A 26,140-nucleotide genomic window follows, 5' to 3' on the forward strand; every position below is an offset into this window, starting at 1 on the left:
TCGCTTCTCCGCCCGCTAGGACGACAGGGCCGCCCGTGCCCGGGCCGCGCGGACGGCGGCCGAGAGTGTCGTGATGTCGTACGCGCCGTGGTGGCGCCGCCCGTTGACGAAGAACGTCGGGGTGCCGGACACGCCGCTGACGTCGGCGGAGTCGACGTCCTCGGCGATCCGCGCCGCGCCGGCGCGCCCCTCGAGATCGCGGCGGAACCGGTGGACGTCCAGCCCGATCTGCCCGGCGTAGCGGAGCAGATCGGGGAGCAGCAGCTCGCCCTGGTGGGTGAGGAGCAGATCGTGCATCTCCCAGAACGCCTCCTGCTCGGCCGCCGCCTCGCTCGCCTCGGCGGCGAGCTGCGCGGAGGGATGGACGCCGTTCAGCGGGAGGTGCCGCCAGACGTACTGGACGTCGCCGAAGTCGGCGAGGAGCTCCCGCACGACGGGCTCGGCCAGGCCGCAGTAGGGGCATTCGAAGTCGCCGTACTCCACCACGGTGACCGGCGCGTCCTGCGGGCCGCGCAGATGGTCCCTGCCGGGATCGACGGGGAAGGCGAGGTCCACGATGCTCTCGGCGGTGCCGAGCAGCGCCCGCGTCCGCTGCCGCCAGGGAAGCCGCACGGTCACCCGGGAGATGCCCCAGGTCAGCAGCGACGCGCACAGCGCCGCGGCGAGGATCCCGAACTTCGCCTCCTCCAGTTGCGGCCCGGTGAACGCGAGCGTGGCGATCAGCAGCGACACGGTGAAGCCGATCCCGGCGATGGTGCCACCGCCCGCGACCGCGGCCCAGCCGACCGGCGGGCGCACCCGCCCGCGGCTCAGCCAGGAGACCAGCCACGTCGACCCGATGATGCCGACCGGCTTGCCGATGACGTAGGCGAACAGGATCCCGAGCGTGATGGGGGAGGTCAGCGCCCGGACGAGGAAGTCGCCGCTGATCGCGATCCCGGCGTTCGACAGCGCGAACAGCGGCACGATCACGTAGCTGGTCCATGGGTGGTAGAGCTGCTGGAGCCGGTGGTTCGGCGACACGGCCTTGGCCACCCCCGCGCTGGCCGACCGGGCCAGCTCGGGCGTCGGCTGCTCGCGGAAGAGCCGGAACAGGTCCGTCGCCCGCTCCAGGTCATCCCGCGCGGCCGGCGAGGCGTAGGTCAGCAACCCCATGGCCAGGCCGATGACCACCGGTTCGACCCCGGACCTGAACAGCGCCACCCAGACCGCCAGCGCGAAGGCCGCGTAGACCACGCCGGACCGCAGGCCCGTGCGCTTGACCAGCAGCATCACCGCGAAGATCGCCACAGCGGACACGAGCGCGGGCGCCGTGACGTGCTCGCTGTAGAAGATCGCGATGACGCAGAGCGCCACCAGGTCGTCCACGACGGTGACGGTCAGGATGTAGGTGCGCGCCCGGGCCGGGAAGCGGGCGGCCACCAGGGCGAGCATCCCCATGGCGAACGCCGTGTCCGTCGACATCGCCGCGCCCCAGCCGTGCATGGAGGGATGGCCCGCGTTCACCAGCAGGTAGACCGCGATGGGCACGATCATGCCGCCTACGCCGGCCACGACCGGCAGCAGCAGCCGCCGCCGGTCGCGCAGCTCTCCCATGTCGAACTCGCGCCGTGCCTCCAGGCCGACGACCAGGAAGAACAGCGTCATCAGCCCGTTGTTGACCCAGTGCCGCAGATCCTGGGAGAGACCGAAGTCCCCGATCTGGACCGACAGCCGCGTCCCCCATAATCCCGCGTAGGACCGCATGTCGATGTTGGCCCACGCGAGCGCGGCCACCGTGGCGGCGAGCAGGAACGCCGCGCTGCCGGTCTCGGTGCGGAGGAACTCGCGTAGCGGCGTATCGAAACGTCGCGCCCAGGCGGTCCTCCCGAGGAACGACGGGGACGTCTGCCGGGATTCGGTCACTCCTCATCCGACACCCGGCGCCCCTCAGACATTCCCGAGATCACCGGCTCGCCGGACTGCTAGGCGAGGACCGACGCCCTGGACCAGAGCCGGTCGATCTCCCGCTCCGCCGCCGCGAGGCTCTCGGCGGCCAGCGGGATCAACTCGGCCATCGCCGGCGTCACCTCGGCGAGAGTGAGTTCGGCCGTGATGAATCGCGGCGCGAGGCCGGTCATCGACAGGCCGTGCGGAAGCCACGGCTGGGCGTGGTCCCATCCTTCGCGAGGCGTCCCGGCGCCGTAGCCGCCGCCACGCGAGGCGAGCACGATGAGCTCGCGGCCGCCGAGCAGGCCGGAGCCGGTCGCGGGATCGATCGACAGCCCGGGGGCGATGAGGTGGTCGACCCAGGACTTGATGCTGCTCGGCGCGCCGAAGTTGTAGAGCGGAACCCCCAGCAGGATCGTGTCGGCCTCCCTCACCTCGCCGATCAGTCGTTCGGTCAGCGCCCAGGAGGCGGCCTGGGCCGGGGTGTGCTGGTCGGGCGGCACCATCCGCGCCAGGCCGCCTGCCTCGTCGAGATGCGGCAGCGGGTCGGCTCCGAGGTTGCGGTAGGTGACGGTGCCCCCGGGATGCGCGGCCCGCCAGGCGGCGGCGGCCCGGGCGCTGAGCCTCCTGCTGGTGGAGCGGTCGCCCTGGATGCTCGAGTCGATGTGCAGCAGATGAGCCATCTCATTAATCCTTCGCAGATAGTTGGTGTAGGACGAATCATTAATGGCACATCGATGAGCTGTCAACTCGGTTAGACTGGGCCCATGGCCTCCCAGCCCGTCATCGACGAAGCGGTGCACCGCTCAGGCGCGCTGCTCGATCACCTCGCGCGCCGCATGCGGTTGCGCGCCGAGTCGGTGCTGGCGCCGCTCGGCCTGCGGCCACGCCACCTCGTCGCCCTCACGGTGCTGCGCGCCCGCGGCGGCAGCACCCAGCAGGCGCTCTCCACCACGCTCGAGATGGACGGGACGAACATCGTCGGGCTGCTCAACGAGCTCGAGGCCGAAGATCTGGTCGAGCGTCGGCGCGCCCCCGAGGACCGCCGCCGCCACGTCGTCGAGCTCACGGAGACGGGCGCCAGACGACTCCAGGAGGCCGAGTGCGCGCTGGCCGTGGCCGAAGACGAGGTGCTCGGCGCGCTCGACGAAGCCGAGCGCGAGACCCTCTACAACCTGCTCCAGCGCGCGGCCACCGGCACCGTCGTCAGCTGTACCGAGGCCATACCCGACTGAGCGCTCGCCACCAGCGCCAGGTGTTGGGGCTGGTCTTCGTCCGCGAGGTGATGCCGAGGAAACGCAGCTTGAGGCGGACGACGCTCCAGGGCTCATGTGCGTCGCCGATCCAGTCGCGCAGGAATCGGTACAGATACGAGCAGGTCGTCCCACCGTGGACCAGGTCGGTGAAGACGATCGGGCGCTTGCGCCGGGCGAGGTGGTACGGGGTGACGCCCAGCGCGCCGAGGTTGGTCCGGAGCTTCCGGATCTCGGCGGGCCGCAGCGGGTCGTCGAACCGGTAGGAGAACGATCCAGCCCGTGTCGGTCGGGCCGGGGTTGATCACGTTCGCGGTGACGCCCAGGTGGGCGAGCTCCCTGGCCGCCGCGATCGTGATCCGGTCCAGGGCCGCCTTGCTCGCGCCATAGGGCAGGTTGAAGACGGTGTGGTCGCTGGTCAGGCCCACGATCCGCCCTTCGCCGAACGGAACCCGGTGCCGGAGGCCGTATTCACGGATGAGCAGCCAGGCGACGTCCCAACCTGATTCGGCGAGCCACCCAACGACGGCCGCCGCGATACCCGCCGTACGACCGGCCCCGGTGACCAGGGCCAGCGGCCGGTCACTCGCTCTCCGCATCGGCCCCGCCGCTGTCCGCCGCCCGCGGCCGCGCCGCTGTCCGCCGACGCGCTCGTCCTTTGAGAGATCTTCGGGGGGTGTGTCGATCCGGCCGGGTCCCGTTCGTCGTCATGGTGTACGGCGACCGGTAGCGCGAGAACACAATGGAACACAAAGGAGTCCGACCATGAAGTACATGTTGCTGATCTACAGCGGCGCGACGGCCGACGCGGCCGACCAGTGCGTCTTCGAGGACTGGGTGGTCTACGACAAGACGCTGAAGGAGGCGGGGATCCTGGTCGGCGGGCACTCGCTTAAGGACCTGACCACCGCCACGACGGTCCGGGTCGGCCCGGAAGGCGACCGGATCGTCACCACCGACGGGCCGTTCGCCGAGACCCGGGAGGTCCTCGGCGGATACATCGTCATCGACGTGCCGGACCTCGACGTCGCGCTCGACTGGGCCGTCCGCTGCCCTGGCGCGCGCGACGGCGGTTCGGTGGTGGTGCGGCCCATCGCCGAGTTCGAGGACTGACCCGGTGGACGAGCAGGCCGGTGCCACGTCGTCCGTGGAGTCGATCTTCCGGGAGGAACACGGCCGGCTGCTCGCCTCCCTGGTCCGCCGCTTCGGCGACCTCGACCTGGCCGAGGAGGTCGCCTCCGAGGCCATCGAGGCGGCGCTGGTGCACTGGCCGGTCGACGGCGTTCCCTCCAAGCCCGGCGCCTGGCTGCTGACGACGGCGCGGCGCCGGGCCGTCGACCGGCTGCGGCGGGACCAGGCCTACGCCGCCCGGCTCGCCGTCCTGCAGGTGGAGGTGGAGCGGGCCGCCCCCGCCCCGCCTGCGGACGCGGACAGCGATCTGCCCGACGAGCGGCTGCAGCTGTTCTTCACCTGCGCGCACCCGGCTCTTCCCGCCGACGATCGCGTGGCCCTGACCCTGCGCTGCCTTGGCGGGCTGACGACGCCCGAGGTCGCTCGGGCGTTCCTGGTCCCGTCCGCGACGATGGCCCAGCGGATCGTGCGGGCGAAGAAGAAGATCCGCGAGGCGCGCATCCCGTTCCGGGTGCCCGGTGCCGACGAGCTGCCGGAGCGCCTGCCGGGCGTGCTCCAGGTCGTCTATTCGATCTTCAATGAGGGCTACGCGGCCAGCTCGGGCCCGGATCTGCAGCGGCCCGGCCTCGCCGAGGAGGCCATCCGGCTGGCGCGGATCCTGCGCAGGTTGCTGCCCGCCGAACGGGAGGTCGCCGGACTGCTCGGGCTGATGCTGCTGGTCCACGCGCGCTGCGACGCCCGGACCGGTCCGGCCGGCGAACTCGTGCTGCTCGACGACCAGGACCGCGGCCGCTGGGACCGCGCGATGATCGACGAGGGCCGCAACCTGGTGCTCGTCGCGCTGACCGGCGGACCGCCCGGCCTGTACGGAGTCCAGGCCGCGATCGCCGCTCTGCACGACGAGGCCGCGGACGTCGCGACCACCGACTGGCCGCAGATCGTGGCGCTCTACGACGTCCTGCTCAGCCTCGCGCCGTCCCCGGTCGTCGCGCTGAACCGCGCCGCGGCGGTGGCGATGCGCGACGGCCCGGAGGCAGGCCTGGCGCTGCTCGACGAGTTGGCCGGTGAGCCTCGGCTACGCGGCCACCACCCCTACCCGGCGGCCCGGGCGGACCTGCTGCAGCGCCTCGGACGGTTCCCCGAGGCCGCGGCGGCCTACCAGGAGGCACTCGACCTCGCCGGCACCGAACCCGACCAAGCACACCTGCGCCGCAGACTGCAAGCGACCACAACCCCCGACCCAGCCGACACGTAACGGAGGAAATCCACCACCCTCGACATCACGTCCACCTCCTGCCTGAGCAGAGTTCGACATGCACCGCGACCAGGCCCTTGCCTAGGTGAAGCCGAGGAAAGCCTGACGGATGTCATGGTGGATCTCCACCGCATTAGCAGGGTATCTAATATATTGTAGCTACTTGAGTATTTTGGTCGATGTTGTAACGGTCCAAGCCAATTAATTAGATTTGTCGCACTGTATTGAGAGTCATTTCTGTATCGATTGAAACTTCATTCATGCGTTGATCTTCCAGAAGTGCTTAGCCTGCCTTTTCCCGGCTGAATTCAGGAGGAAGTCATGACCGAGCCGGTGCAGGCCGGCGCAGATCCCCGACAGGAGGTGCAGGTTGATTCGGTGGTCGGGTGCGGCACGGGCGGTCAGTGGTTCAGTCGAAGCCGGCATGCGGTGCGCTGGTGCCCTGTGGCACGCGGACCGGGCCGGACGCGCCCGGACGGACGTCGAAGTCGAAGATCGCGGTTGGCAGGTAGACGGTGGCGCAGGAGTTGGGGATATCCACCACCCCCGACAGCCGGCCCTCGATCGGCGCGGCGCCGAGCAACAGGTACGCCTGCTCGGGGCGGTAGCCGAACGCCGTCAGGTAGTCGATCGCGTGCAGGCAGGCCCGCTGGTAGGCCAGGTGTGAGTCGAGATAGCGCTGCTCGCCGTCCAGGGTGACGGACACCCCGGAGAACGCGAGCCACTCGCTGTACTGAGGGCTGGTGCGGCCCGGCATGAAGATGGCGTTCTCGCCGACGCCGTACGTCTGCATGCCCTCCTTGATGACCTCGACCCGCAGGTCGAGGAAGCCGCCCATCTCAATGGCACCGCAAAAGGTGATCTCGCCGTCGCCCTGCGAGAAGTGCAGGTCGCCGACCGACAGGTTCGCACCGGATACGAACACCGGGTAGAACACGCGGGAGCCCTTGGTGAGGTTCTTGATGTCCTGGTTTCCGCCGTTCTCCCGCGGCGGCGCGGTGCGGGCCGCCTCGGCCGCGATCCGGTCGAACTCGGACGGGGGCACCGAGCCGAGGACGGCGTCCCGGGGCTCGGGAGGCAGGGCCAGCGGCGGCACTCTCAGCGGGTCGGTGGCCCTCAGCGCCGACTCCCGCGCGTTCCATTTCGACAGCAGCGCCGCCGACGGCGCGGTTCCTATGAGCCCGGGGTGGACGATGCCGGTGAACGACACCGCCGGGATGTGGCGCGATGTGGCGGTCTGACCGGAGAAGTCCCAGATCGCCTTGTAGGCGTCGGGGAACTGCTCGGTGAGGAACCCGCCGCCGTTCTTGGTCGGGAAGATTCCGGTGTAACCCCAGCCTTGACCGGCCAGCGGGCCGCTGTCCTCCTGAGGGATGGGCCCTACGTCGAGGATGTCCACGACCAGCAGGTCGCCCGGCTCGGCCCCCTCGACCGCGAACGGGCCGCTGAGCGCGTGCACCGTCGTCAACGGGGCATCACGGATGTCCTCGGCGGAGTCGTCGTTGTGGATCGCGCCGTCGAACCACTCCCGGCAGTGGACCCGGAAGCTGTCGCCGGGCTTGACCCATGCCACGGGCGGGATCTCGGGGTGCCACCGGTTGTGACCGATCTTGGCCTGGTCGGTGAACCTCTTATTCGAGTCGAGCGGGAAAATCAACTCTGGCACGGCTGGATTCCTTTCGGCGCTGCGAGACAGAGACGGTCACGGCCGCGGCAGGCGGCTGGTGGCGGGATGGGCGGCCACCGCGCCTCCGCCGCGGCGCCGCGGCAGGGACGTGACGACTTCGGGCTCGGAGGCGCTGCGCTGCGCGCGCTGCAATTGAGCGTGCATGGCGGCCGGAGTGCGCGCCAGCATCGGAGCCGACAACACCCGGACCGAGGCCGCGCCGCAGTTCGGGCACGGCACCGCAGCGGGTGCGGTGCCGATCGGAAAATTGACCTCGATTTCAGAGCAATGCGGACACCGATAGGCATATATCGCCATAGCATGCGCCCTTCGAGCGAGTTCGAACCATTCCTTCCCGGGTCGCGCCCCTCTCTACCCGGCGCGACCTCGGGAAACAGGGTTAGAGTCGGATGTATCCGCAATTTAACGTGTGAATGAAATGCAATCGATCTCACTTCCGCCAACTTGCTCGCACAATGAGGTAGATCGCTTAGTCCATAGGTAAACCCATGCAAGATAAGTCGCCCGCGTGACCTTTGGTTCTTCTATGGATTGAAATCGTTGTCAGTTATGAGGGCTTGGCGCGAGTGCGGTAACACGGCAACTCCGCCTTGCCCGGCCTCCGGCGCCGAGTGGCACGAGCGAGAGTCGCCAAGGTGCGCGACCAGCGCTGCGCTGCGCCGCGGCGTCTCTGGGGCGAGGGCGCGAAGGACCGGCCGCCCAGGGCCGAAGCCTGGATCGATCCACGACCACGGCCCCGCCATCACCGCGCGGCCACCTGCGGGCACATCCTTCGGATCCGCCACTCCGGAGCCTTCGACGGGGTGCATCTGGTCCCCGTGGCCCGGTACCGGGAGGTGGCCGCCCGCCTGGAACCCCTTCACCCGACCCTCGCGCATGGGCGTGATGTCCGAAATGTCATGATGCGTAGAGAAAATCGGGAAAGGTGTGATCATGGATAAGCGTGTTCTGGGCGACGGTGGCCCCGAGCTCTCGGTGGTCGGGGTCGGCTGCAACAACTTCGGCGCGCGCATCGACGCGGCGGCGTCGGCCGCTGTCGTGCACGCGGCGCTGGACGCAGGTATAACCCACTTTGACACGGCCGAGATGTACGGCGGCGGAAGATCGGAGGAGTTCCTCGGCGCCGCGCTCGGCCCGCGCCGCGACGACGTCGTGATCGCCACGAAGTTCCTGCCCCGCTCCGCGGACCAGCCGTACCGGCCCGGGACGCTCAGGGACCACATCCGCAGCTCGGCGGAGGGCAGTCTGCGCCGCCTCGGCACCGACCACATCGACCTCTACTATCAGCACTTCCCCGACGCGGACGCGCCGATCGAGGAGGTGCTGGAGGCGATGGACGAGCTGGTGCGGGAGGGCAAGGTCCTGCACATCGCCAGCTCGAACTTCTCGGCCGAGCAGATCGAGCGGGCGGCCGCGGTGGCCGCCGACAAGGGATGGGCGCGGTTCACCGGCACGCAGATCCACTGGAGCCTGCTGTCCCGCGACGTCGAGGAGTCGGTCGTGCCGGCGGCCACGGCGGTCGGCCTCGGGGTCGTCCCCTACTTCCCGCTGGCTTCCGGCATGCTGACCGGCAAGTACCGCAGGAACCAGGAGTTCCCATCCGGCAGCCGCCTCGCCGGCAACGCCGAGCGGGCCTCCAGCATCGCCACCGACGAGAACTTCGCCAAGGTCGAGGCCTTCGAGGCGTTCGCCGCCGATCGTGGCCACACCGTCGTCGAGCTGGCGATCGGCTGGCTGCTGGCCCAGCCGTCGGTGGCGTCGGTCATCGCGGGCGCCACCAAGCCCGAGCACATCGCCGCCAATGCGGGTTCGGTCTGGACGCTGTCCCCCGAGGAGGTGGACGCGGTCGCGCACCTCGCCCGCTGAACGGGTACGGCCCCGGACGGCCCGCCCTGATCGTTCAGCGGTGCACGCGCGAAAAGGTGCGGGCGTCCGGTTTCGGGACCAGGTCAGACCTGTCGGGCGAGGCCCTTCTCGACCGCCTCGATGATCTGCGGCCGCAGCTCGGCGCAGCTGATGATCGCGTCCACCGAGCCGACGTCGACGGCCCGCTGGATGCTGTGCACGCGATCGAACTCGGTGGCCACCTCGGTGAGCTTCTCGGCCCGCACGGACGACCGCAGCTCGGCCATCTCGGCGGCCAACGCGGCCCGCGTGGCAGCCGGCGCCTCCGCGACGCGGGCGGCGAGCGCGAGCACGCGGGGGTCGTTGCCGGTCCGCTTGTCGACGTCGCGCGCGAAGACCACCGCGGCGGCCGGAGCACCGCCGAGCACCGAGGCGAACGAGCCCTCGACCGCGAGCACGGTCATGTTCGGGTTGAGCGCCTTGGAGAACACCACGAACGCGCCGCCGTGGTACCGCGAGATCACGCAGAACACGATGGGGCCCTTGAAGTTCACCACCGCGCGGCCGATCTCCGCGCCGTACTCCAGCTGCAGCTTGCGCATCGACTCGGGCGACCCGTCGAACCCTGACAGGTTGGCCAGCACGACCAGCGGACGGTTCCCGCTGGCGGCGTTGATGGCCCGAGCGGCCTTCTTGGACGACCGCGGGAACAAGGTGCCCGCGGTGTAGGTGTCCGGGCCGTCGGTGGGAGGGAATCCGCGACGCGGCACGGACCGGGACTCGATGCCCAGCAGGCACACCGGTCGGCCACCGAGGTGGACGTCCTGGACCGCGGCGGTGTCCGCGTCGGCCATGCCCGACCACCGCTCCAGCACCGGGTGGTCCTGATCGGACAGCGCGCGCATGACTGTGCGGATGTCGAACGGCTTCTTGCGGTCCGGGTTGGACTCGAGGGAGAAGATCTCGCCCACTGTCGTGAAGTCGCTGCCCGGCACGGCGTGCGGGAACGTCGACACGTCGCGGTCCACCGGGTCGCTGGTGACCGTCTTGCGCGGCCAGATCTCCCCCGGCGCGACGTAGCTGTGGTCGTAGTGCGACATCAGGACTTCCCGCGCACCGCGGATGTCCGGCGCCCAGTACTGCGCCTGGCCGTTCGGGCCCATGATCCGGTCGTACCCGCCGATGCCATGGTTGTCCTCGGCCGACACACCGCCGGAGAAGTCGAGCGACTGCTTGCCCGTCAGCACCATCGCGGAGTCCGGCGTCATCACCAGGATTCCCTTGGTGTGCATGAGCATCGTGGCCTCGGCGTTCCAGTACGGCTGGGCGCCGACGTTGATGCCCGCGACCACGATGTTGATCTCGCCGCCGTCCTGGGTGAAGTTCACGATCCGCTTGAGCGCGGCCGCCACCCAGTCCATGTTCTCGGTGCCGGACGACATCGAGATCCGGGCGCCCGCGGAGAGCGCGAACCACTCCAGCGGCACCCGCATCTGCTCGGCCAGGTCGAGTGCGGCGATCACCCGCGCGCACTCGGGCTCGGACAGCGCGCCGAGCGCCTTCGTCGGGTCGCCCAGCAGCACGACGCGGGTCATGCCCTCCGGGTGGCGCGGCGTGGGCGTGCTGACGACACCCGCGACGAGCGCCGCGGTGTTGCGCCCCTTGGGCCGGTTCACCGGCACCAGCTTCGAGTGCTCGTCCAGGTCGTACTCGGTGAACGAGCCGAACGGCCCGGCGAGCATGCCGGTCAGCTCGTACGGGTGGTGCGTGCCGCGGCTGTGCGCGCGCAGCACTTCCTGGCGGTAGTCGTCCAGCGGCTCGATGGGCTCGGTCGGCGGCGGCACGATGGACAGCCGCACGCCGGAGCCCACGTCGTAGCCGATCCGGACGGCGATGTCGACGAGCTCTCCGGTGGCGCTGTCGCGGCGTCTGCCGAGGAACAGCACCTCCTCCAGGCCGGCGCCCGCCGTCGTCGGCAACACGCGCTTCGCCACGGTGTTCAGGTCGTCCGGCGAGAGGTCGGTCGGCGGCCACACGTAGATGACGATCCGGTTCGTGGCGGACGTCTTCGCGCCGGGCTTCTTGGCCCGGCGGATCGCGTCGAGGCACGTGGCCAGGATGTCCTCGGCCGCGGGCAGCGCGACGAGCCTGCCCTCGTCGTCGCGCAACGGGGTCAGGTCGCGGACCTGCCCCAGGGCGACGAGGCGCTCGTCGGACGGGTTCTGTCGTGCCGCGGCCCGGAAGAGGTAGACCTCCTCGTCGGGCGAGGGCAGCCGGGTGAGGTCGAAGTCGCGCAACCGCTCCAGCTGCATGCGCTCGGCGATGCGCGGGTGCAGACCGCGCAGCAGCCGTTCCTCCACGAAGCCGTGCGCGGACGGCCGGAAGGTGAAGTGGGGGTGCATCACGGCGCCGCTGTTGCCCGCGACGGTCGTGGTGATGCGGCCGACCCGGTTCGACGGCTGCTGGGCGACCAGGACCTCGCGCAGGCGCGTGGCCATCTCGTCGGGGTCGCTCGGACCGTCCGGCCAGGTCAGGTAGACGTCCGCCACCAGCTCGCCGTCACCGGCGAACTCGTCGACCGCCTTGACCGCCTCGGCCAGCGCCGGGAAGTCGACCGCGGTGGCCACGACGCGGCCGTCGCCGGTCGCGGTGCGGTGGCCGGCGACGACGAACGTGCAGCCCGCCACCTTGCTCACCCGGATGTCGCTAAGCGCGCGGTTGCCGTAGTAGCGGCGGCTCAGCACCTCCAGCAGCGGCACGGGGTCCGCGCCTTCGCGGCCGATCCGCTGGCCGACCAGCCGGACGAGCGGCTCGGCGCTGGCGACCATCGCGGAGATCCGCTCGGCGCGGTCGGGCGCGTCCGGGTGCTGGTCGAGGTGGCGCAGGTGCCTGCGCACGGCCGTGTAGACCTTGGCGCGGGTGCGGCGCAGCAGCGGCTGGGCGAACCAGACGAACACGACGCCGCGCGCCAAGTCCGCGACGGCCGGGAACCGGACCTGGGTGGCGGCGACCAGGTGCTCCAGCGCCAGGCCGACGGTGACGCGGTCCGCCTCGGCGGGCGGGGCCTCCTTCACCCACTGGCGCAGCAGGGTCGTCACCACGGCGACGTCGGCGGACGCGCGCTGCTGGGCCAGGAAGATCCGGAAGACCGCGTCCTCCAGCTCCGGCGTGCGGTCCAGGCCTTCGACGCCGTAGCGGGACAGCACGTGCGTGAGCCGCTGCCGGAAGCTCTCCGACAGCCCGGACCGGTCCGAGTCGAGGTACTGCAGGTACGTGTGGAAGTACTCGCGGGGGCTGTGCACCGAGGAGTCGGACTTCGACTCCTCGCCGGCGGGCCGGTTGCGGCTCAGTTCGCTCAGGTCGGCGAACAGGCGCAGCAGCTCGACCTCACCGGCCAGCTCGTGTTCGCCCTCCGCAACGAGCTCGGCGCGCGCGGCCAGGTAGTCGGCGAGCAGGCGCTTCTCGTCCTGTGAGTCGATGTCGAAGCCCAGCAGGAGGCTGCGCAGGTCCTGCAGACCACGCGCGGCCCGCTCGGCCGCGGGCACGTCCACCGGCTCGGACGGCAGATCCAGCTCGACTTCCTTGGCCGCGGCCGCGGGACCGGCCGCCGCGTCTCCGTCACCCAGCGGCTCCAGGCGGAGCAGGCGGGTGCCCGTCTCCACCTGGCTGCCCACCGACACCGCGAGTTCCCGCACGCGGCCGCGGAACGGCGCGCGCAGCACGGTCTCCATCTTCATGCTCTCGACCACGAGCAGCGGCGCACCGGCCTCGATCTCGTCGCCCGCCTGCAGCGGCGTGGCCACCACGAGCGCGGGCACGGGCGAACGCACGATGCCGCCCTCGTCGCGGCTGATCCGGTGCGTGACGCCGTCGACCTCGACCAGGTGGATCGGGCCGTGAGTGCTCGCGACGACCCTGAAGCGGACGCCGTTGACGGTGATCTGGCCGCTGTGCTCGTCGAAGCGCTCGATGTCGACGTCGGCCGCGTGCTCGGGGCCGCTCGCCGAGATGCCGATGCGGAACCGGTGGCGGCCGGTGCGGGCGACCTGGACGCGGTAGTCGACGTCGCGGAGCTTGAGCTCCAGCGCGCGGCCGCTCTCGTGCTGCGACTGCGGACGGCCGCCGTGCGCGGTGGACAGGAAGCGCTGCCGCGTCACGGCCTCCTCGTCCTCGTAGGCCTCGATGGCGGCGGCGATCAGCGCGATCGCTGAGTGCTGGTGCGACACGAGGGCGCCCCGGGCGCGCACGCGGTCGATCCAGCCGGTGTCGGCGGACCCGTCGATCACCGCGGGCTCGTCGAGCAGCATGCGGACGAAGCCCTTGTTCGTCACGCCGCCCTCGATGATGACAGTCGTCTGCGTCATCGCGCGGCGCAGGCGGGCCAGCGCCTCCGTGCGGTCACGGCCATGCGCGATGATCTTGGCGATCATCGAATCGAAGTCGGCGGGGATCACGTCGCCCTCGCTGAACCCGGTGTCCACCCGGATACCGGGGCCGCTGGGCAGCGCCAGCCGCGCGATCCGGCCGGGTGAGGGCGCGAAGTCGCGGTCGGGGTCCTCGGCGTTGAGGCGCGCCTCAACGGCGTGACCCCACTCCTCGGGCGCGTCACCTTCGAGCTTGCCGCCCGCCGCGACGTGCAACTGGGCCTTCACCAGGTCGACGCCGGTGGTGATCTCGGTGATCGGGTGCTCGACCTGCAGGCGCGTGTTGACCTCAAGGAACGCGAACAGCCGCTCACCGGGGTGGTAGAGGAACTCGATGGTGCCCGCGCCCTGGTAGTCCACCGCGAGCACGAGCCGCTCGGCCGACGCCTTCAGCTCGGCGACCTGCTCGGCGTTGAGGACCGGGGACGCGGACTCCTCGATGATCTTCTGGTTGCGCCGCTGCACGGAGCAGTCGCGCACGCCCAGCGCCCACGCGGTGCCCTGCCCGTCCGCGATGACCTGCACCTCGACGTGCCGGGCGCCGGTCACCAGGCGCTCCAGGAACACGACGCCACTGCCGAACGCGCGCGCGGCTTCCTGGCGCGTCAGCTCGTAGGCCTGGGTCAGCTCGTCGGCGTTGGAGACCATCCGGATACCACGACCACCGCCGCCCGCGGTCGCCTTCAGCATCAACGGGTAGCCGATCCGGTCCGCCGCCGCCTTCGCGTCCTCCAGCGTCTCCACCGGACCGCGGCTCCACGGCGCGACGGGCACACCGACCTCTTCGGCGATCAGCTTCGAGCCGATCTTGTCGCCCAGCTTGCGCATCGCCTCGGCGCTCGGGCCGACGAACGTCACGCCGATCTCGGCGCACAGGTCGGCGAACGCCGGGTCCTCCGCCACGAAACCCCAACCGACCCAGGCCGCGTCCGCACCGGTCTCGACCAGGGCTCTCTTCAGGACCGCGTGGTCCAGATAGGGCCGGTTCGCGGCGAGCCCCAAGTCGTAGGCGATGTCCGCCTCGCGGACGAACGTGGCCGTCCGGTCGGAGTCCGTGTACAGGGCGACGGTCTCGATCCGTGTCCCCGTCTCCGCGGCTAGGTCCCGAACGGCGTGGATGAGCCGCATGGCGGCTTCACCGCGGTTGACGATGGCGACACGACTGAACACTGAGCGGGCCTTTCGAAGGCGATGAACACGGCGGCCGTCCCCGCCCTAACCGGGATACATACTCTCGGCTGCCCCCGGATACCGGAATGGCGGGGACTAAGCGTGCTTCGCGGCCGGAGTTGTGGGGATCACACAAACGCGCCCGTCGGGGTGGTGTGACATGCGGCTGGTGTGATCTTGGTCGCGCAGCGGCTCGTGGACTCGGGGGGCCGTTCGGACTGGCCACGGGCGAGAGTGCTCCGTTTGTCAGGCAGCGACAAAGACGGCAGGTGGGCCGCTCTGGTGCCGGACATGCTCCCATGGTGCCCGGGGCGGGAGATGACCTTCGGCGAGCGTGTTCACTCCCGGCATCCTCGACGGGCCCCTGCTCGTCGGCGCCATCAGTCAGTGGTCACGAGGGTGGCGTGCACTGCTGCCGGGGGGTGACCGTCAGGTCCCTCGCCCGCCTGGAGGAGAAGGGCTGCACCGACGGCGCCGGCTCCCCAACGAGATCAAGGCGAGGCGCTGACATTCCAGTGGAGTGAGGCACCGTGCACCACGAGGCCACCTGACCCTGCGACAATCGCCGTGTGATCGATAAGCCGGATGCCAGGCGGCGGTGGCGCTGGGTGACTGCCCTGGTATGGCTGCTTCTCGTGCCGTTCGCCGCGTGGGCCGTGCTCCGCCTCACGGAGTGGGACCTCGGCCTGTACTGGATCCAGCTCGTGGCCTTCACCCCGTTCGTCGCTGCCGCTTCGGCCGTCGTGCCACTGGTCGCCCTGCTCCTGCGCAGGTGGCCGGTCGTGGCGGCGGGCGTGCTGGTGACGGTGGTGCTGGGTGTGTGCGTGCTGCCGAGGGCGCTGGCCGAGGGCAACCCGGCGGCCGCCGGGCGGGAGCTCCGGATCATGTCCACCAACATGGCCGTGGGCGCGGCCTCACCGGAGGAGATCGTCAGCCTCGCGCGGCGGCTGAAGCCGGACGTGCTGACGATTCAGGAACTCACGCCTGGTGCGGTGGAGAGCCTGAAGAAGGCCGGGCTGGACGATCTGCTTCCCAACCGGGCAGGAAAGCCCGCGAACGGGCCTTGGGGGTCGGGCATCTACGCGCGGTTCCCGCTCCGCGCCGGGCCCATCATCGAGTACGGGAACTTCCGCCAGGCCGAGGCCGTCGTGAAGGTGCCCGGCGGTCCGGAGGTGTACGTGGCGTCGGTGCATCCGTGCGCGCCACGCTTCGACTACAAGGTCTGGTGCTGGGCACAGGGCCTGCGCGCACTTCCCGTCGCCGAACCCCGAGGAGTGGTGCGCGTGCTCGCCGGCGACTTCAACGCCACGCTGGACCACGGGGCGCTGAGGCGCCTGCTCGGTACGGGTTACCGGGACGCTGCCGACGTCACCGGCCAGGGGCTGTCACCGACCTGGCCCGCCAAGGGGTGGAAGCCGATCCCCGGGGTGACGCTCGACCACGTGCTGGCCGACCCGCGCATCGCGATCCGCGCGTACAGCACCCACCTGATCCCCATGACCGACCACCGCACCCTTTTCGCCCACCTGGTGCTCCCCTGAGGCGGAGCCGGCCAGCCCACGACCCCACCTGACCTACGCCGATGCGATCAGGCGGGGTTCACCCATGTCCGGCCGTCTACGGCTCTCACCGGCTGGACGTGCGCCTCGGCGGCAGCCGTAGAAGCCAATGTCTTGGGCGGCCACGATCGCGGCGGGGCGTGTGTTTATCTTCAGCCTTTGTAGTTGAAGATCTGGTGCAGTGTGTGCTGGATCTCGACGAGGTCCTTCTGGTCTTCCATCACCTGGTCGATCGATTTGTACGCGTCGGGGTGTTCGTCCACTAGGGCGGCGGCGCGGTTGGCGTTCCAGGTTCGGCCGCGCATCGCTTCGGTGAGCGACTTGGCTGACAGCTCTCGCTTGGCCCGGGTGCGTGACATGCGGCGGCCGGCGCCGTGGGAGCAGGAGTTGTAGGAGTCGGGGTTTCCGCGGCCGCGGACGATGTAGGACTGAGTTCCCATCGAGCCGGGGATGACGCCCTCGTCGCCTACGTCGGCCTTGATGGCGCCCTTACGGGTGATCCACAGGTCCCGGCCGTTGTGCTTCTCCATCTGCGTGAAGTTGTGATGACAATTTCGGGTAAGGATGTTGTCCTCCAGCGCGAACGCGTGGGTGCCCTCCACCACTGCGCAGAACACCTCCTCGACCCTGTCCGTCTCCTCGACCGTTGACACGGTCCACCCTCGCCGCTCCACCACGCGGCGACCTGCCTGGAACCGCTCTCGATGGGCGGGGATGAGGAAGAATGAAGGGTCGAGATCGCCACGCATGAGGCCCATGAGGTACATCGGCGCCGGCTCCTTGTTGTACCCCAGGGTCATCCGCGTGCGAATCCCGTACGTTCCGATACCGAGCAGGCCGCATATCCTTCGTACCTGCTCCAGGTTCTCGCGAACTGCCGAGACGAGGGTGGGACGACCTGTCTTGCCGACATCGCCATCGGCCGCGAAGTATCCGGCTACCCAGCCGTACAGGTAGGAGGGCCCGCAGTCGAGACCCGGCACGCACGTCTTCCGTTCCAGAGGTAGCCCGTTGATCACCTTCATGGCTGGATACGTTCGCGGTGGCCTGCCGAAGCCCTCGAAGAAAGGCGGCAGGGAGAGGTCCTTCTCCCCGCAGAAGTTCGCAGGAGACCTGTTGGGAGGGCTCACTGCCCCGTCACCGAAGACGAAGCCTCTCGCCGCGCCTTCCTTGTCGACGACCATGCCGTCCGGCCGCTTAGGGAAGGTCCAGGCAAGGCGATCACCTGGCTTCAGTTCAGCAGTGGTGACCTCTGTGGGCCGCTTGCCCCAGTACCGTGTACCGCCGCTGGAATGGGTTCGTAGCAGCCATCGATGCTCGGGGGTGGCGTAGATGTCCTTCTTGACGCCGTTCCGTGACAGGCGTACGCGCATGACCGGCTGCCGGCCGAAGGACTGGACAGGGGCCTTGACCCACTCGCCGTCCGTCGTGAGCAGCTCGTGGATGCCGCCTGCCAATTCGGCGATGGGCCGTACGCCCGAACTCGTCAGCACGCCGGTCTCGCCGGAGAAGCAGTTGATCGTGCGGACTCGCTCGCCCTTGCCGACGACCCGGAACAGGGCGTTGATCAGGACCCTGTCCATGCGGGCGCGCGAGGCCATGGCGTAGCGCTGGGCCCACAGCATGTCCTCGATGTACGCCGTGAACTCCGGTGTGCTCTGGATCAGGTAGGCCAGGTCGGGGTCTTCCAGGCCGATGGCCTGCTGCTTCATGAGCTTCTTGGCGTCCACGATGTGCATCGTGGCGAGCTGGTTGCCGATGCCGCGCGAACCGGAGTGCAGCACCGTCCAGACCCGGTCGCGCTCGTCGAGGCAGACCTCCACGAAGTGGTTGCCGGAGCCGAGGGTGCCGAACTGCTCGGATACCTTCTTCACCTGCTTGGGGGTCAGGTCGGTGTGGGGGAGTCCCAGTTCGCTCAGGGCACGGTCCATGGACGGATCGGCGTGGCCCTTGCCGACGCCGGCCGGGATGCGGTGCTCGACCATGGGCATCAGCGCGGCCATGGTGTCGGGCAGGTCGGCGGCGGTGAGCGTGGTCTCGGTCGCGACCATGCCGCAGCCGATGTCCACACCCACGGCGGCCGGAATGATCGCACCCTCCGTAGGAATCACGGATCCGACCGTCGCGCCGATGCCGATATGCGCGTCCGGCATGAGCGCGACATGACCTGACACGAAGCGCAGGCGGGCGGTGCGTGCCGCCTGCTCGATCGTGCCCGCGTCTATTTCGCTGGCCCACGACAGAAGGTTCGGTGCGACCTGGTTCGGCATGACGGATCTCCTCTTGATCGAGATCTACTCTGCCCAAGTCCTCACTGAGATCCCACTCATTATCCAACGCTCCCGCGTCGGCCCCGCCGCTCCGTACGGGGCTCGTCAGTCGGGCCGGCCGGAGCCGCTGCCGCCGAGGCGGCCCCAGCCGGGCGGGCTGCTCGGCGTTGGATCAGGCCGCGGTGATCTCGCGGGCGCCGGGGTGGCGGAGGCTGTCGAGGGCGGCGGTGAGGGCGACGAGCATCGGCTGTTGGTCCCGCAGGACCTGTTCCGCTTCGTGCCCGGCCACGGCCAGCAGCAGGTCGGATCTGCCCGGCGCGGGGCGGGCGCCGGTCTCGCGGGAGCATGGCGTGCGGGCGGCCGGTTCGCGGCGACCGGCGGGGGCGCGGCCGGTCGCGGTAGGTGTCAATTGGAGAACAGCCTTTACAACGGCCATGTGAACGTTAACAATTGACCCACCCCAGCCGTGGGCCGGGCGTTCGTGCGAGGAAGGAGGCGGGGCCAGGGTCATGGTTCGCAACGTCCATCGCTCGCCCGTCATGGCGGATGTGGCAAGGGTCGCCGGTGTGTCCCACCAGACCGTGTCCAGGGTGCTCAACGACCACCCCAATGTACGCCAGGAGACGCGCGAGAGGGTGCTCGCCGCCATCGAGGGCCTCGGCTACCGCCGCAACTCGACCGCCCGCGCGCTCGTCACCAGGCAGACCAACACCCTCGGGGTGGTCGCCTTCGACACGACGCTGTACGGCCCGGCCAGCACGCTCTACAGCATCGAGCGGGCCGCCCGTGAGGCCGGTTACTTCGTGAGCATCGTGAGCCTGCGCGAGCTGACCCGCGACGACCTGTCCGAGGCGCTGGACCACCTCGCCCGTCAGCAGGTGGACGGGCTCGTGGTCATCGTCCCGCAGAGCGCGGTCGCGGTCGCGCTGGCCGAGATGCCGCAGCCCGTCCCGGTGGTGACGGTGGAGGGGGACGCCGACGTGGGCCTCCCCGTCGTGAACGTCGACCAGCGCAAGGGCGGCGTGCTCGTCACCGAGCACCTGCTCAGGCTGGGCCACCGTACGGTCTGGCACGTCTCCGGGCCGCCGGACTGGCTGGAGTCCCAGGGGCGCATCGAGGGCTGGCGCGAGACGCTCACCGCCGCCGGCGCGCCGATCCCCGACCTCCTGTACGGCGACTGGAGCCCGCGCTCGGGCTACCGCTGCGGCCAGCTCCTCGCCGGGGTGCCCGACCTGACGGCCGTCTTCGTGGCCAACGACCAGATGGCTCTCGGGGTGATGCGCGCGCTCGACGAGGCGCGCATCCGCGTCCCGGACGACGTGAGCGTCGTCGGCTTCGACGACATCCCCGAGTCGGAGTTCTTCACCCCGCCGCTCACCACGGTGTCCCAGGACTTCTCCGAGGTCGGCCGCAAGGCCATTGAGCTCCTCCTCGACGCCCTGGCCGACGAGGAGTCCCCCTGCGGCCGATCGGCGCAGCCGCCCGACGGCCTGCTCGCGGGCGCCGGGGGAGTGGCGCTCACAGAGGCCGCCCCGCCCGCGCGCATCGTGGTGCAGCCGCACCTGGTCGTGCGCCGCAGCTCCGGCCCCCCGCGGACCACCTGAGCCTTCTGCGGACCACCTGAGCCCTCCGCGGGCAACCTCAGCCCTCCACCTGAGCCCTCCGGGCGGCTCTACCCGAGCCGCCCGGACGGGACATGCCAAAGCCCCCGCTGGGGCACGCGGACGACTCGTCCGCGTGCCCCCACGGGGGTTCAGGGCCTACGTCGGGTCAGAACCCCTGGGCCAGGCGGTAGTAGGCCTGGTTCCAGCGCAGTTCCTGGGCGAACCTGCGGGTGGTGGTGTCGGCGTCGATCAGGAGCAGCTCGACGCCGAGCATGTCGGCGAAGTCGGTCAGCTCCTCGGCGCCGACCGCCGCCGACAGCACGGTGTGGTGCGGGGCTCCGGCGGTCAGCCACGACTCGGTCGAGGTGCGCAGGTCGGGGCGCGGCTTCCACACGGCCCGCGCGACCGGGAGGCGGGGCAGCGGCTCGGCGGGGGCGACCACGTCGATCTCGTTGGCCACCAGGCGGAACCGTTCTCCCATGTCGGCCAGGCCCACGACGACCGCGGGTCCCGGCTGGGCGTCGAACACCAGCCGCACGGGGTCCTCGCGGCCGCCGATGCTCAGCGGGTGGATCTCGCACGAGGGGGTGCCCGAGGCGATCGTCGGGCAGACCTCCAGCATGTGGGCGCCGAGGATGACCTCCTCGCCCGGGGTCAGGTGGTAGGTGTAGTCCTCCATGAAGGAGGTGCCGCCCGGGAGCCCCGCCGACATGACCTTCAGCGTCCGCAGCAGCACCGAGGTCTTCCAGTCGCCCTCGCCGCCGAACCCGTAGCCGTCGGCCATCAGCCGCTGGACGGCCAGCCCCGGCAGCTGCCGGAGCCCGCCGAGGTCCTCGAAGCTGGTGGTGAACGCCTTGAAGCCGCCGCCCTCCAGGAAGTGGCGCAGGCCGAGCTCGATGCGCGCCGCGTACCGCAGGGAGTCGTGGCGCTCGCCGCCCGCCCGCAGCTCCCCGGCCACCAGGTAGCTGTCCTCGTACTCCTTGACCAGCGCCGTCACGTCCGCGTCCGCGGACGCCTCGACCGCCTCCACCAGATCGTTGACGCCGTAGGTGTTCACCGAGACGCCGAAGCGCAGCTGCGCCTCGACCTTGTCACCCTCGGTGACCGCGACGTCCCGCATGTTGTCGCCGAACCTGGCCAGCTTCAGCGAGCCCACCTCGGCCCGGCCGGCCGCGGCCCGCGCCCAGGCGCCGACGCGCGCCACCACCGCGGGGTCGCTGACGTGCCCGGCCACGGTCTTGCGCGGCACGCCGAGCCGGGACTGGATGTAGCCGAACTCGCGGTCGCCGTGCGCGGCCTGGTTGAGGTTCATGAAGTCCATGTCGATGGAACTCCACGGCAGCTCGACGTTGGCCTGGGTGTGCAGATGCAGCAGCGGCCTGCGCAGCGCGTCCAGGCCGGCGATCCACATCTTGGCCGGCGAGAAGGTGTGCATCCACGCGATGACGCCGCCGCACTCGTCGTCGGCGTTCGCCGCGACGCACATCTTGCGGATGGCGCCCGCGTCGGTGAGGACGGGCTGCCAGACGACCTCGAAGGGCAGCGCGCGGTCCAGGGCGTCGGCGATCTGCCGGGACTGGTCGGCCACCTGCCGCAGCGTGTCCTCGCCGTACAGGCTCTGGCTGCCGGTAAGGAACCACAGTTTCACAGATGACTCCTCTGCCCATAAACGTTCTGATAGCGGTCGTACAAGCGGTCGATGTCGGCTTGGGGGATCGGCAGCGGCTCGCCGAGCTGCCGCGCCACGTGGACGGTGCGGGCGACGTCCTCGCACATCACGGCGGCCTTCACCGCCGCCTTCGGCGAGTCGCCGATGCTGAAGACCCCGTGGTTCTGCATCAGCACGGCGGGGGAGCGGTGGCCCGAGAGCGTGGCCACGATGCCCTTGCCGATGTCGTCGTTCCCGATCAGGGCGAAGGGCCCCACGGGGATCTCGCCGCCGAACTCGTCGGCCATCGCCGTGAGCACGCAGGGGATCGGCTCGCCGCGCGCGGCCCAGGCCGAGGCGTAGGTGGAGTGGGTGTGCACCACCCCGTTCACCTCCGGCAGGTTCCGGTAGGTGTAGGCGTGCGCGGCGGTGTCGCTGGAGGGCGCGTAGTCGCCCTCGACCAGGTTGCCGTCGAGGTCGCACACGACCATCGCCTCGGGGGTCAGCTCGTCGTAGGAGATCCCGCTCGGCTTGATGACGAACAGCTCGCCGCCGGGCGCCCGCCCGGAGACGTTGCCGGCGGTCCACGCGACGAGGTTGTAGCGCACCAGCTCGGCGTGCAGCCGGCTGACCGTCTCGCGCAGCTCCTCCAGCATCATGCCCCGGCCTCGTTCCTGATCGCGCGGAGCCGGTGCAGCAGCTCCCCGTCGGCGAAGTGGTCGTGCAGGCGCCGGTACTCGGCGTACAGCCGGTCGTAGGCGTCGGCGCGGGCGGCGTCGGGCACGTAGGCGTCCGTGGTGCGCTTGCCCATCGCCGCGGCGGCCTGGGTGATGTCGCCGTAGGCCCCGGCGGCGACGGCGGCGTGGATCGCCGAGCCGAGCGCGGGCCCCTGGTCGGAGCCGATGACCGACAGCGGGCGGCGCAGCACGTCGGCGTAGATCTGCATGAGGAAGGCGTTCTTGAGCAGCCCGCCGGCGACGACGAACTCCTCCACCGGCACCCCCGACTTCTCGAAGGTCTCCACGATGACGCGGGCGCCGAAGGCGGTGGCCTCGATGAGCGCCCGGTAGACGTCCTCGGGCCGGGTGGCGAGGGTCTGTCCGGCGATCACCGCCGACAGGTTGTGGTCCACCAGCACCGAGCGGTTGCCGTTGTGCCAGTCGAGCGCGACCAGGCCGTGCGCGCCGACCTTCTGCTCGGCGGCGAGCGAGGTCAGGTACTCGTGAACGCCGAGGCCCAGCTCGGCGGCCCGCTCGGTGTAGGAGGCGGGCACCGAGGTATCGACGAACCAGGCGAAGATGTCGCCGACTCCCGACTGCCCGGCCTCGTATCCCCAAAGGCCCGGCACGATGCCGTCGCGCACGACTCCGCACATGCCGGGCACCTCGGCCAGCCGGTCGGAGGGCATGACGTGGCAGGTCGAGGTGCCCATGATGGCGACCATCTGGCCCGGCCGCACGGCGTCGGCGGCGGCCGAGGTGACGTGCGCGTCAACGTTGCCGACGGCCACGGCGATGCCTTCGGGGAGCTTGGTCCACTCGGCCGCCCGGGCGGTGAGCCGCCCCGCGAGGCCCCCGAGGGGGGAGGGCTCGCCGCCGAGCTTGCCGGTGAAGCCGGCGAACCCCGGGTCCAGGGCGGCCAGGAAGCCGGCGGAGGGATAGCCGCCCTCCTGGTAGATCCCCTTGTAACCGGCGGTGCAGACGTTGCGGGTCTCCACGCCGGTGAGCTGCCAGATGATCCAGTCGGCCGCCTCGATCCAGCGCTCGGCCAGGTCGTACACCTCGGGGTCCTCCTGGAGGACCTGCAGGCCCTTGGCGAACTGCCACTCCGAGGAGATCTTGCCGCCGTAACGGGGCAGCCAGGGCTCGCCGCGCTCGGCGGCCAGGGCGTTGATCCGGTCGGCGTGCGGCTGGGCGGCGTGGTGCTTCCACAGCTTCGGCCACGCGTGCGGCCGGTCGGGGAGCAGCTCGCACAGCGGCGTGCCGTCGGCGGTGGCCGGCAGCACGGTGCAGGCGGTGAAGTCGGTGCCGATGCCGATCACTTGCGAGGCGGGCACTCCGGCCACGGCCAGCGCCTTGGGCACCGCGACGCGCAGCACGTCGCGCCAGTCCTGCGGCGACTGCAGCGCCCAGTCGGGACCGAGCCGGACGCCGCTGCCGGGCAGCGCGTCCTCGATGACGCGCTCGGCGTACTCGTGGACGGCCGCGCCGAGCTCGGCGCCGTCCTCTACGCGTACCACGACGGCGCGGCCCGATAGCGTGCCGAAGTCCACGCCGACCACATAGCGACTGTTGTTATCGCTCACATTCACTCTCAGGTTGCTGGCTGTCCTAGACCGTGCTTGCGGTGCCATACCCATGGCGCCGGAGCGGGTCGCGCCGGGTGTCCGCGGGGGCGGGGCGCCGGCGCACCTGGGCTTGACTGTGAACGCTAACAACCGGGTCCGTCAAGAATTTCCAGGTCACGGTCCGATTACGCCGAAATGGCACGTTGACACCATGTTGACGTCGTGGCCTGCGCGGCGTTTACTGATGCGCGCTCTCCTCGCCGTGCTCACCCGCGAGGCCGGCCCCGGCCGTGCCCGCGTGGCGTATCCCGGGGCGGGAACGCGTGCGAGCCGCGCGCGAGCCGCGCCGGGAGCCCTGCCTGCCGGCGCCCCGCTCCGACCCCTCGCCCCGCCGGTGGCGAAAGCGCTGGTCGCCAAGAGTTTCGCTCTTGTTATAGCGACGTTATCGGACTCTATTGACAGGCAAATTGTTAGCGATAACACTGAGCCGCTCAGGCGCACGGTACTCATGCTCGCCTGATCGCGATTCGGGAGGTCCGTACATGCCAGCCGGCCATGAAGCCGATCCTGTGATCGGCTCGGGCGCGCCGTCCACGCGGCCGGGACGGTAACCGGCATGTGCGGGCATCGAGCTCTCCGGCGCCGGCCGGACGCCTCGCCCCCCACCGGCCGCCTCACCCCCGCCGTCCGCGCCCACCCGGCGCCGGGCACGGGACGGGCGGCCCAGCGGCCGAAAGACCCCTCGCCACGACGGATCCACCGCGATTCGCACCGGGCCCCGCAGGCCGGGGCACGGCCGGACTCCACCCGCTCGCATCGGGACCCCACTCGCAAGGAGTAGAACGATGAGATTCGCAAGACTGGCGACGGTGGCATCCACCTTCGCGCTCGCCGCGGCACTGACCGCGTGCGGGTCCAGTGAGAAGACCGTCGACGCCCAGGCCTCGGCCAGCGGCGCCGCCGGCACTGCCGGTGCCCTGGTGGGCGTCACCATGCCCACCAAGTCGTCGGAGCGCTGGATCCACGACGGTGACAACGTCAAGGCGAGCCTGGAGAAGCTCGGCTACAAGGTCGACCTGCAGTACGCCGAGAACGACATCCCCACCCAGGTGAACCAGCTGGAGAACCAGATCACCAAGGGCGCCAAGCTGCTCATCATCGCCTCGATCGACGGCACGGCCATCACCACCCAGCTGCAGGAGGCGGCCGACAAGCACATCCCGGTCATCGCCTACGACCGGCTGATCCGCAACAGCCCGAACGTCGACTACTACGCCACCTTCGACAACTTCAAGGTCGGTGTCCAGCAGGCCACCTCGCTGCTGGTCGGCCTCAAGCTGAAGACCGCCGATGGCGGGGACGGCGACGCCAAGGGCCCGTTCAACATCGAGCTGTTCGCCGGCTCGCCCGACGACAACAACGCCACCTTCTTCTTCAACGGCGCGATGTCGGTGCTGAAGCCCTACATCGACAAGGGCACCCTGAAGGTCCAGAGCGGCCAGACCGACTTCAAGACCGTGGCCATCCTGCGCTGGGACCCGGCCACCGCGCAGAAGCGCATGGAGGACCTGCTCACCAAGACCTACAGCGGCGGCAAGAAGGTCGACGGCGTCCTTTCGCCCTACGACGGCCTGTCGATCGGCATCCTGTCGGCCCTGAAGAGCAACGGCTACGGCACCGCCGGCCAGCCGTACCCGACCGTGACCGGCCAGGACGCCGAGCTGGCCTCGGTGAAGTCCATCATCGCCGGTGAGCAGTACTCCACGATCTACAAGGACACCCGCCAGCTCGCGGACGTCACCGTGAAGATGGCCGACACCGTGCTCAAGGGCGGCAAGCCCGAGGTGAACAACACCAAGGACTACGACAACGGCAACAAGGTCGTCCCGTCCTACCTGCTCGACCCGGTGATCGTCGACAAGACGAACTACCAGAAGATCATCATCGACAGCGGCTACTACACGCAGGCGCAGCTGGGCTGATCCAATGGGGTGGGGGGCCCCCCCCCCCGCCCCCCCCCCCCCCCCGACGGTGCCCGTATACACCAAGATTGGGGCCCGGTGCCCCGCCCCCCCCGC

General features: G+C 70.2%; 18 protein-coding genes. 7 read left to right on the forward strand and 11 right to left on the reverse strand.

The genetic code is table 11. The features are described from left to right. Positions 1 to 15: 15 nt before the first annotated feature. Positions 16 to 1,905, reverse strand: a complete 1,890-nt coding sequence (nhaA, locus tag MYF83_RS43800; RefSeq protein ID WP_248961526.1) for a Na+/H+ antiporter NhaA — start codon at positions 1,903 to 1,905, stop codon at positions 16 to 18. Between the two features lie 59 nt (positions 1,906 to 1,964). After that, on the reverse strand, positions 1,965 to 2,612 hold the full coding sequence (locus MYF83_RS17570; RefSeq protein WP_248961527.1) for an FMN-dependent NADH-azoreductase: 648 nt from the start codon (positions 2,610 to 2,612) through the stop codon (positions 1,965 to 1,967). An 84-nt stretch (positions 2,613 to 2,696) separates the two neighbouring features. Here MYF83_RS17570 and MYF83_RS17575 point away from each other — a divergent pair, with 84 nt between their 5' ends. Further along, the gene (locus MYF83_RS17575; RefSeq protein WP_248961528.1) at positions 2,697 to 3,164 is read left to right on the forward strand and encodes a MarR family winged helix-turn-helix transcriptional regulator; all 468 of its coding nucleotides are present in this window, start codon (positions 2,697 to 2,699) and stop codon (positions 3,162 to 3,164) included. A 92-nt stretch (positions 3,165 to 3,256) separates the two neighbouring features. Here the strand turns inward: MYF83_RS17575 and MYF83_RS44310 are convergent, their stop codons facing one another. Further along, positions 3,257 to 3,781 carry an SDR family NAD(P)-dependent oxidoreductase gene (locus MYF83_RS44310; protein WP_372500182.1) on the reverse strand — a complete coding sequence of 175 codons (525 nt, stop codon included), beginning with the start codon at positions 3,779 to 3,781 and terminating at the stop codon, positions 3,257 to 3,259. A 166-nt stretch (positions 3,782 to 3,947) separates the two neighbouring features. Here MYF83_RS44310 and MYF83_RS17585 point away from each other — a divergent pair, with 166 nt between their 5' ends. Together MYF83_RS17585 and MYF83_RS17590 are read left to right on the forward strand one after the other, a co-directional pair. Next, positions 3,948 to 4,295, forward strand: coding sequence for a YciI family protein (locus MYF83_RS17585; protein WP_248961529.1), 348 nt, complete (start codon positions 3,948 to 3,950; stop codon positions 4,293 to 4,295). 4 nt (positions 4,296 to 4,299) lie between these two features. Then, positions 4,300 to 5,568 carry an RNA polymerase sigma factor gene (locus MYF83_RS17590; protein ID WP_248961530.1) on the forward strand — a complete coding sequence of 423 codons (1,269 nt, stop codon included), beginning with the start codon at positions 4,300 to 4,302 and terminating at the stop codon, positions 5,566 to 5,568. A gap of 409 nt (positions 5,569 to 5,977) precedes the next feature. Here the strand turns inward: MYF83_RS17590 and fmdA are convergent, their stop codons facing one another. Both fmdA and MYF83_RS17600 read right to left on the reverse strand, forming a co-directional pair. Continuing rightward, the gene (fmdA, locus tag MYF83_RS17595; RefSeq protein WP_248961531.1) at positions 5,978 to 7,234 is read right to left on the reverse strand and encodes a formamidase; all 1,257 of its coding nucleotides are present in this window, start codon (positions 7,232 to 7,234) and stop codon (positions 5,978 to 5,980) included. A 36-nt stretch (positions 7,235 to 7,270) separates the two neighbouring features. Continuing rightward, positions 7,271 to 7,552, reverse strand: coding sequence for an FmdB family zinc ribbon protein (locus MYF83_RS17600; protein ID WP_248961532.1), 282 nt, complete (start codon positions 7,550 to 7,552; stop codon positions 7,271 to 7,273). A 636-nt stretch (positions 7,553 to 8,188) separates the two neighbouring features. Between MYF83_RS17600 and MYF83_RS17605 the strand changes: the two genes are divergently transcribed. Continuing rightward, a complete protein-coding gene (locus MYF83_RS17605) occupies positions 8,189 to 9,121 on the forward strand; it encodes an aldo/keto reductase (RefSeq protein WP_248961533.1) in 933 nt (310 codons plus the stop codon). An 83-nt stretch (positions 9,122 to 9,204) separates the two neighbouring features. On the opposite strand, the gene MYF83_RS17610 is transcribed toward MYF83_RS17605, so the two are convergent. After that, positions 9,205 to 14,694: an ATP-binding protein gene (locus MYF83_RS17610; RefSeq protein WP_248961534.1), complete on the reverse strand. Its 5,490-nt coding sequence runs from the start codon at positions 14,692 to 14,694 to the stop codon at positions 9,205 to 9,207. A 608-nt stretch (positions 14,695 to 15,302) separates the two neighbouring features. On the opposite strand from MYF83_RS17610, the gene MYF83_RS17615 reads away from it, so the two are divergent. After that, the gene (locus MYF83_RS17615) at positions 15,303 to 16,235 is read left to right on the forward strand and encodes an endonuclease/exonuclease/phosphatase family protein (RefSeq protein WP_248961535.1); all 933 of its coding nucleotides are present in this window, start codon (positions 15,303 to 15,305) and stop codon (positions 16,233 to 16,235) included. Between the two features lie 170 nt (positions 16,236 to 16,405). Here MYF83_RS17615 and MYF83_RS17620 read toward each other — a convergent pair whose 3' ends face one another. Then, positions 16,406 to 18,523 carry an RtcB family protein gene (locus tag MYF83_RS17620; protein WP_248961536.1) on the reverse strand — a complete coding sequence of 706 codons (2,118 nt, stop codon included), beginning with the start codon at positions 18,521 to 18,523 and terminating at the stop codon, positions 16,406 to 16,408. A 172-nt stretch (positions 18,524 to 18,695) separates the two neighbouring features. Next, the gene (locus MYF83_RS17625) at positions 18,696 to 18,932 is read right to left on the reverse strand and encodes a hypothetical protein (RefSeq protein ID WP_248961537.1); all 237 of its coding nucleotides are present in this window, start codon (positions 18,930 to 18,932) and stop codon (positions 18,696 to 18,698) included. A gap of 130 nt (positions 18,933 to 19,062) precedes the next feature. Here MYF83_RS17625 and MYF83_RS17630 point away from each other — a divergent pair, with 130 nt between their 5' ends. Then, positions 19,063 to 20,127, forward strand: a complete 1,065-nt coding sequence (locus tag MYF83_RS17630; RefSeq protein WP_248961586.1) for a LacI family DNA-binding transcriptional regulator — start codon at positions 19,063 to 19,065, stop codon at positions 20,125 to 20,127. A 166-nt stretch (positions 20,128 to 20,293) separates the two neighbouring features. On the opposite strand, the gene araA is transcribed toward MYF83_RS17630, so the two are convergent. Genes araA through araB form a run of 3 tightly spaced genes read right to left on the reverse strand, consistent with a single transcriptional unit; the run spans position 20,294 to position 24,056 of the window. After that, positions 20,294 to 21,775, reverse strand: a complete 1,482-nt coding sequence (araA, locus tag MYF83_RS17635; RefSeq protein WP_248961538.1) for an L-arabinose isomerase — start codon at positions 21,773 to 21,775, stop codon at positions 20,294 to 20,296. Further along, positions 21,772 to 22,434, reverse strand: coding sequence for an L-ribulose-5-phosphate 4-epimerase (locus MYF83_RS17640; protein WP_248961539.1), 663 nt, complete (start codon positions 22,432 to 22,434; stop codon positions 21,772 to 21,774). Before MYF83_RS17640 ends, araA begins: the two co-directional genes overlap by 4 nt. Beyond that, positions 22,431 to 24,056 (reverse strand): ribulokinase, encoded by a 1,626-nt coding sequence (gene araB / locus MYF83_RS17645; RefSeq protein ID WP_248961587.1) that lies wholly within the window; start codon positions 24,054 to 24,056, stop codon positions 22,431 to 22,433. The genes MYF83_RS17640 and araB overlap by 4 nt, the downstream gene beginning before the upstream one ends. Before the next feature lie 851 nt (positions 24,057 to 24,907). Between araB and chvE the strand changes: the two genes are divergently transcribed. Beyond that, positions 24,908 to 26,044, forward strand: a complete 1,137-nt coding sequence (gene chvE / locus MYF83_RS17650) for a multiple monosaccharide ABC transporter substrate-binding protein (protein WP_279339667.1) — start codon at positions 24,908 to 24,910, stop codon at positions 26,042 to 26,044. Positions 26,045 to 26,140: the final 96 nt, after the last annotated feature.

This window comes from Sphaerisporangium perillae (genome assembly GCF_023276435.1).
Taxonomy (GTDB): domain Bacteria; phylum Actinomycetota; class Actinomycetes; order Streptosporangiales; family Streptosporangiaceae; genus Sphaerisporangium; species Sphaerisporangium perillae.

Excerpts from the sequence above, each read along its gene's own strand:
- MYF83_RS17570 (WP_248961527.1), bottom strand. The coding sequence starts at position 2,612 with ATGGCTCATCTGCTGCACATCGACTCGAGCATCCAGGGCGACCGCTCC.
- MYF83_RS17575 (WP_248961528.1), top strand. The coding sequence starts at position 2,697 with ATGGCCTCCCAGCCCGTCATCGACGAAGCGGTGCACCGCTCAGGCGCG.
- MYF83_RS44310 (WP_372500182.1), bottom strand. The coding sequence starts at position 3,781 with ATGCGGAGAGCGAGTGACCGGCCGCTGGCCCTGGTCACCGGGGCCGGT.
- MYF83_RS17585 (WP_248961529.1), top strand. The coding sequence starts at position 3,948 with ATGAAGTACATGTTGCTGATCTACAGCGGCGCGACGGCCGACGCGGCC.
- MYF83_RS17600 (WP_248961532.1), bottom strand. The coding sequence starts at position 7,552 with ATGGCGATATATGCCTATCGGTGTCCGCATTGCTCTGAAATCGAGGTC.
- MYF83_RS17605 (WP_248961533.1), top strand. The coding sequence starts at position 8,189 with ATGGATAAGCGTGTTCTGGGCGACGGTGGCCCCGAGCTCTCGGTGGTC.
- MYF83_RS17620 (WP_248961536.1), bottom strand. The coding sequence starts at position 18,523 with ATGCCGAACCAGGTCGCACCGAACCTTCTGTCGTGGGCCAGCGAAATA.
- MYF83_RS17630 (WP_248961586.1), top strand. The coding sequence starts at position 19,063 with ATGGCGGATGTGGCAAGGGTCGCCGGTGTGTCCCACCAGACCGTGTCC.
- MYF83_RS17640 (WP_248961539.1), bottom strand. The coding sequence starts at position 22,434 with ATGATGCTGGAGGAGCTGCGCGAGACGGTCAGCCGGCTGCACGCCGAG.
- chvE (WP_279339667.1), top strand. The coding sequence starts at position 24,908 with ATGAGATTCGCAAGACTGGCGACGGTGGCATCCACCTTCGCGCTCGCC.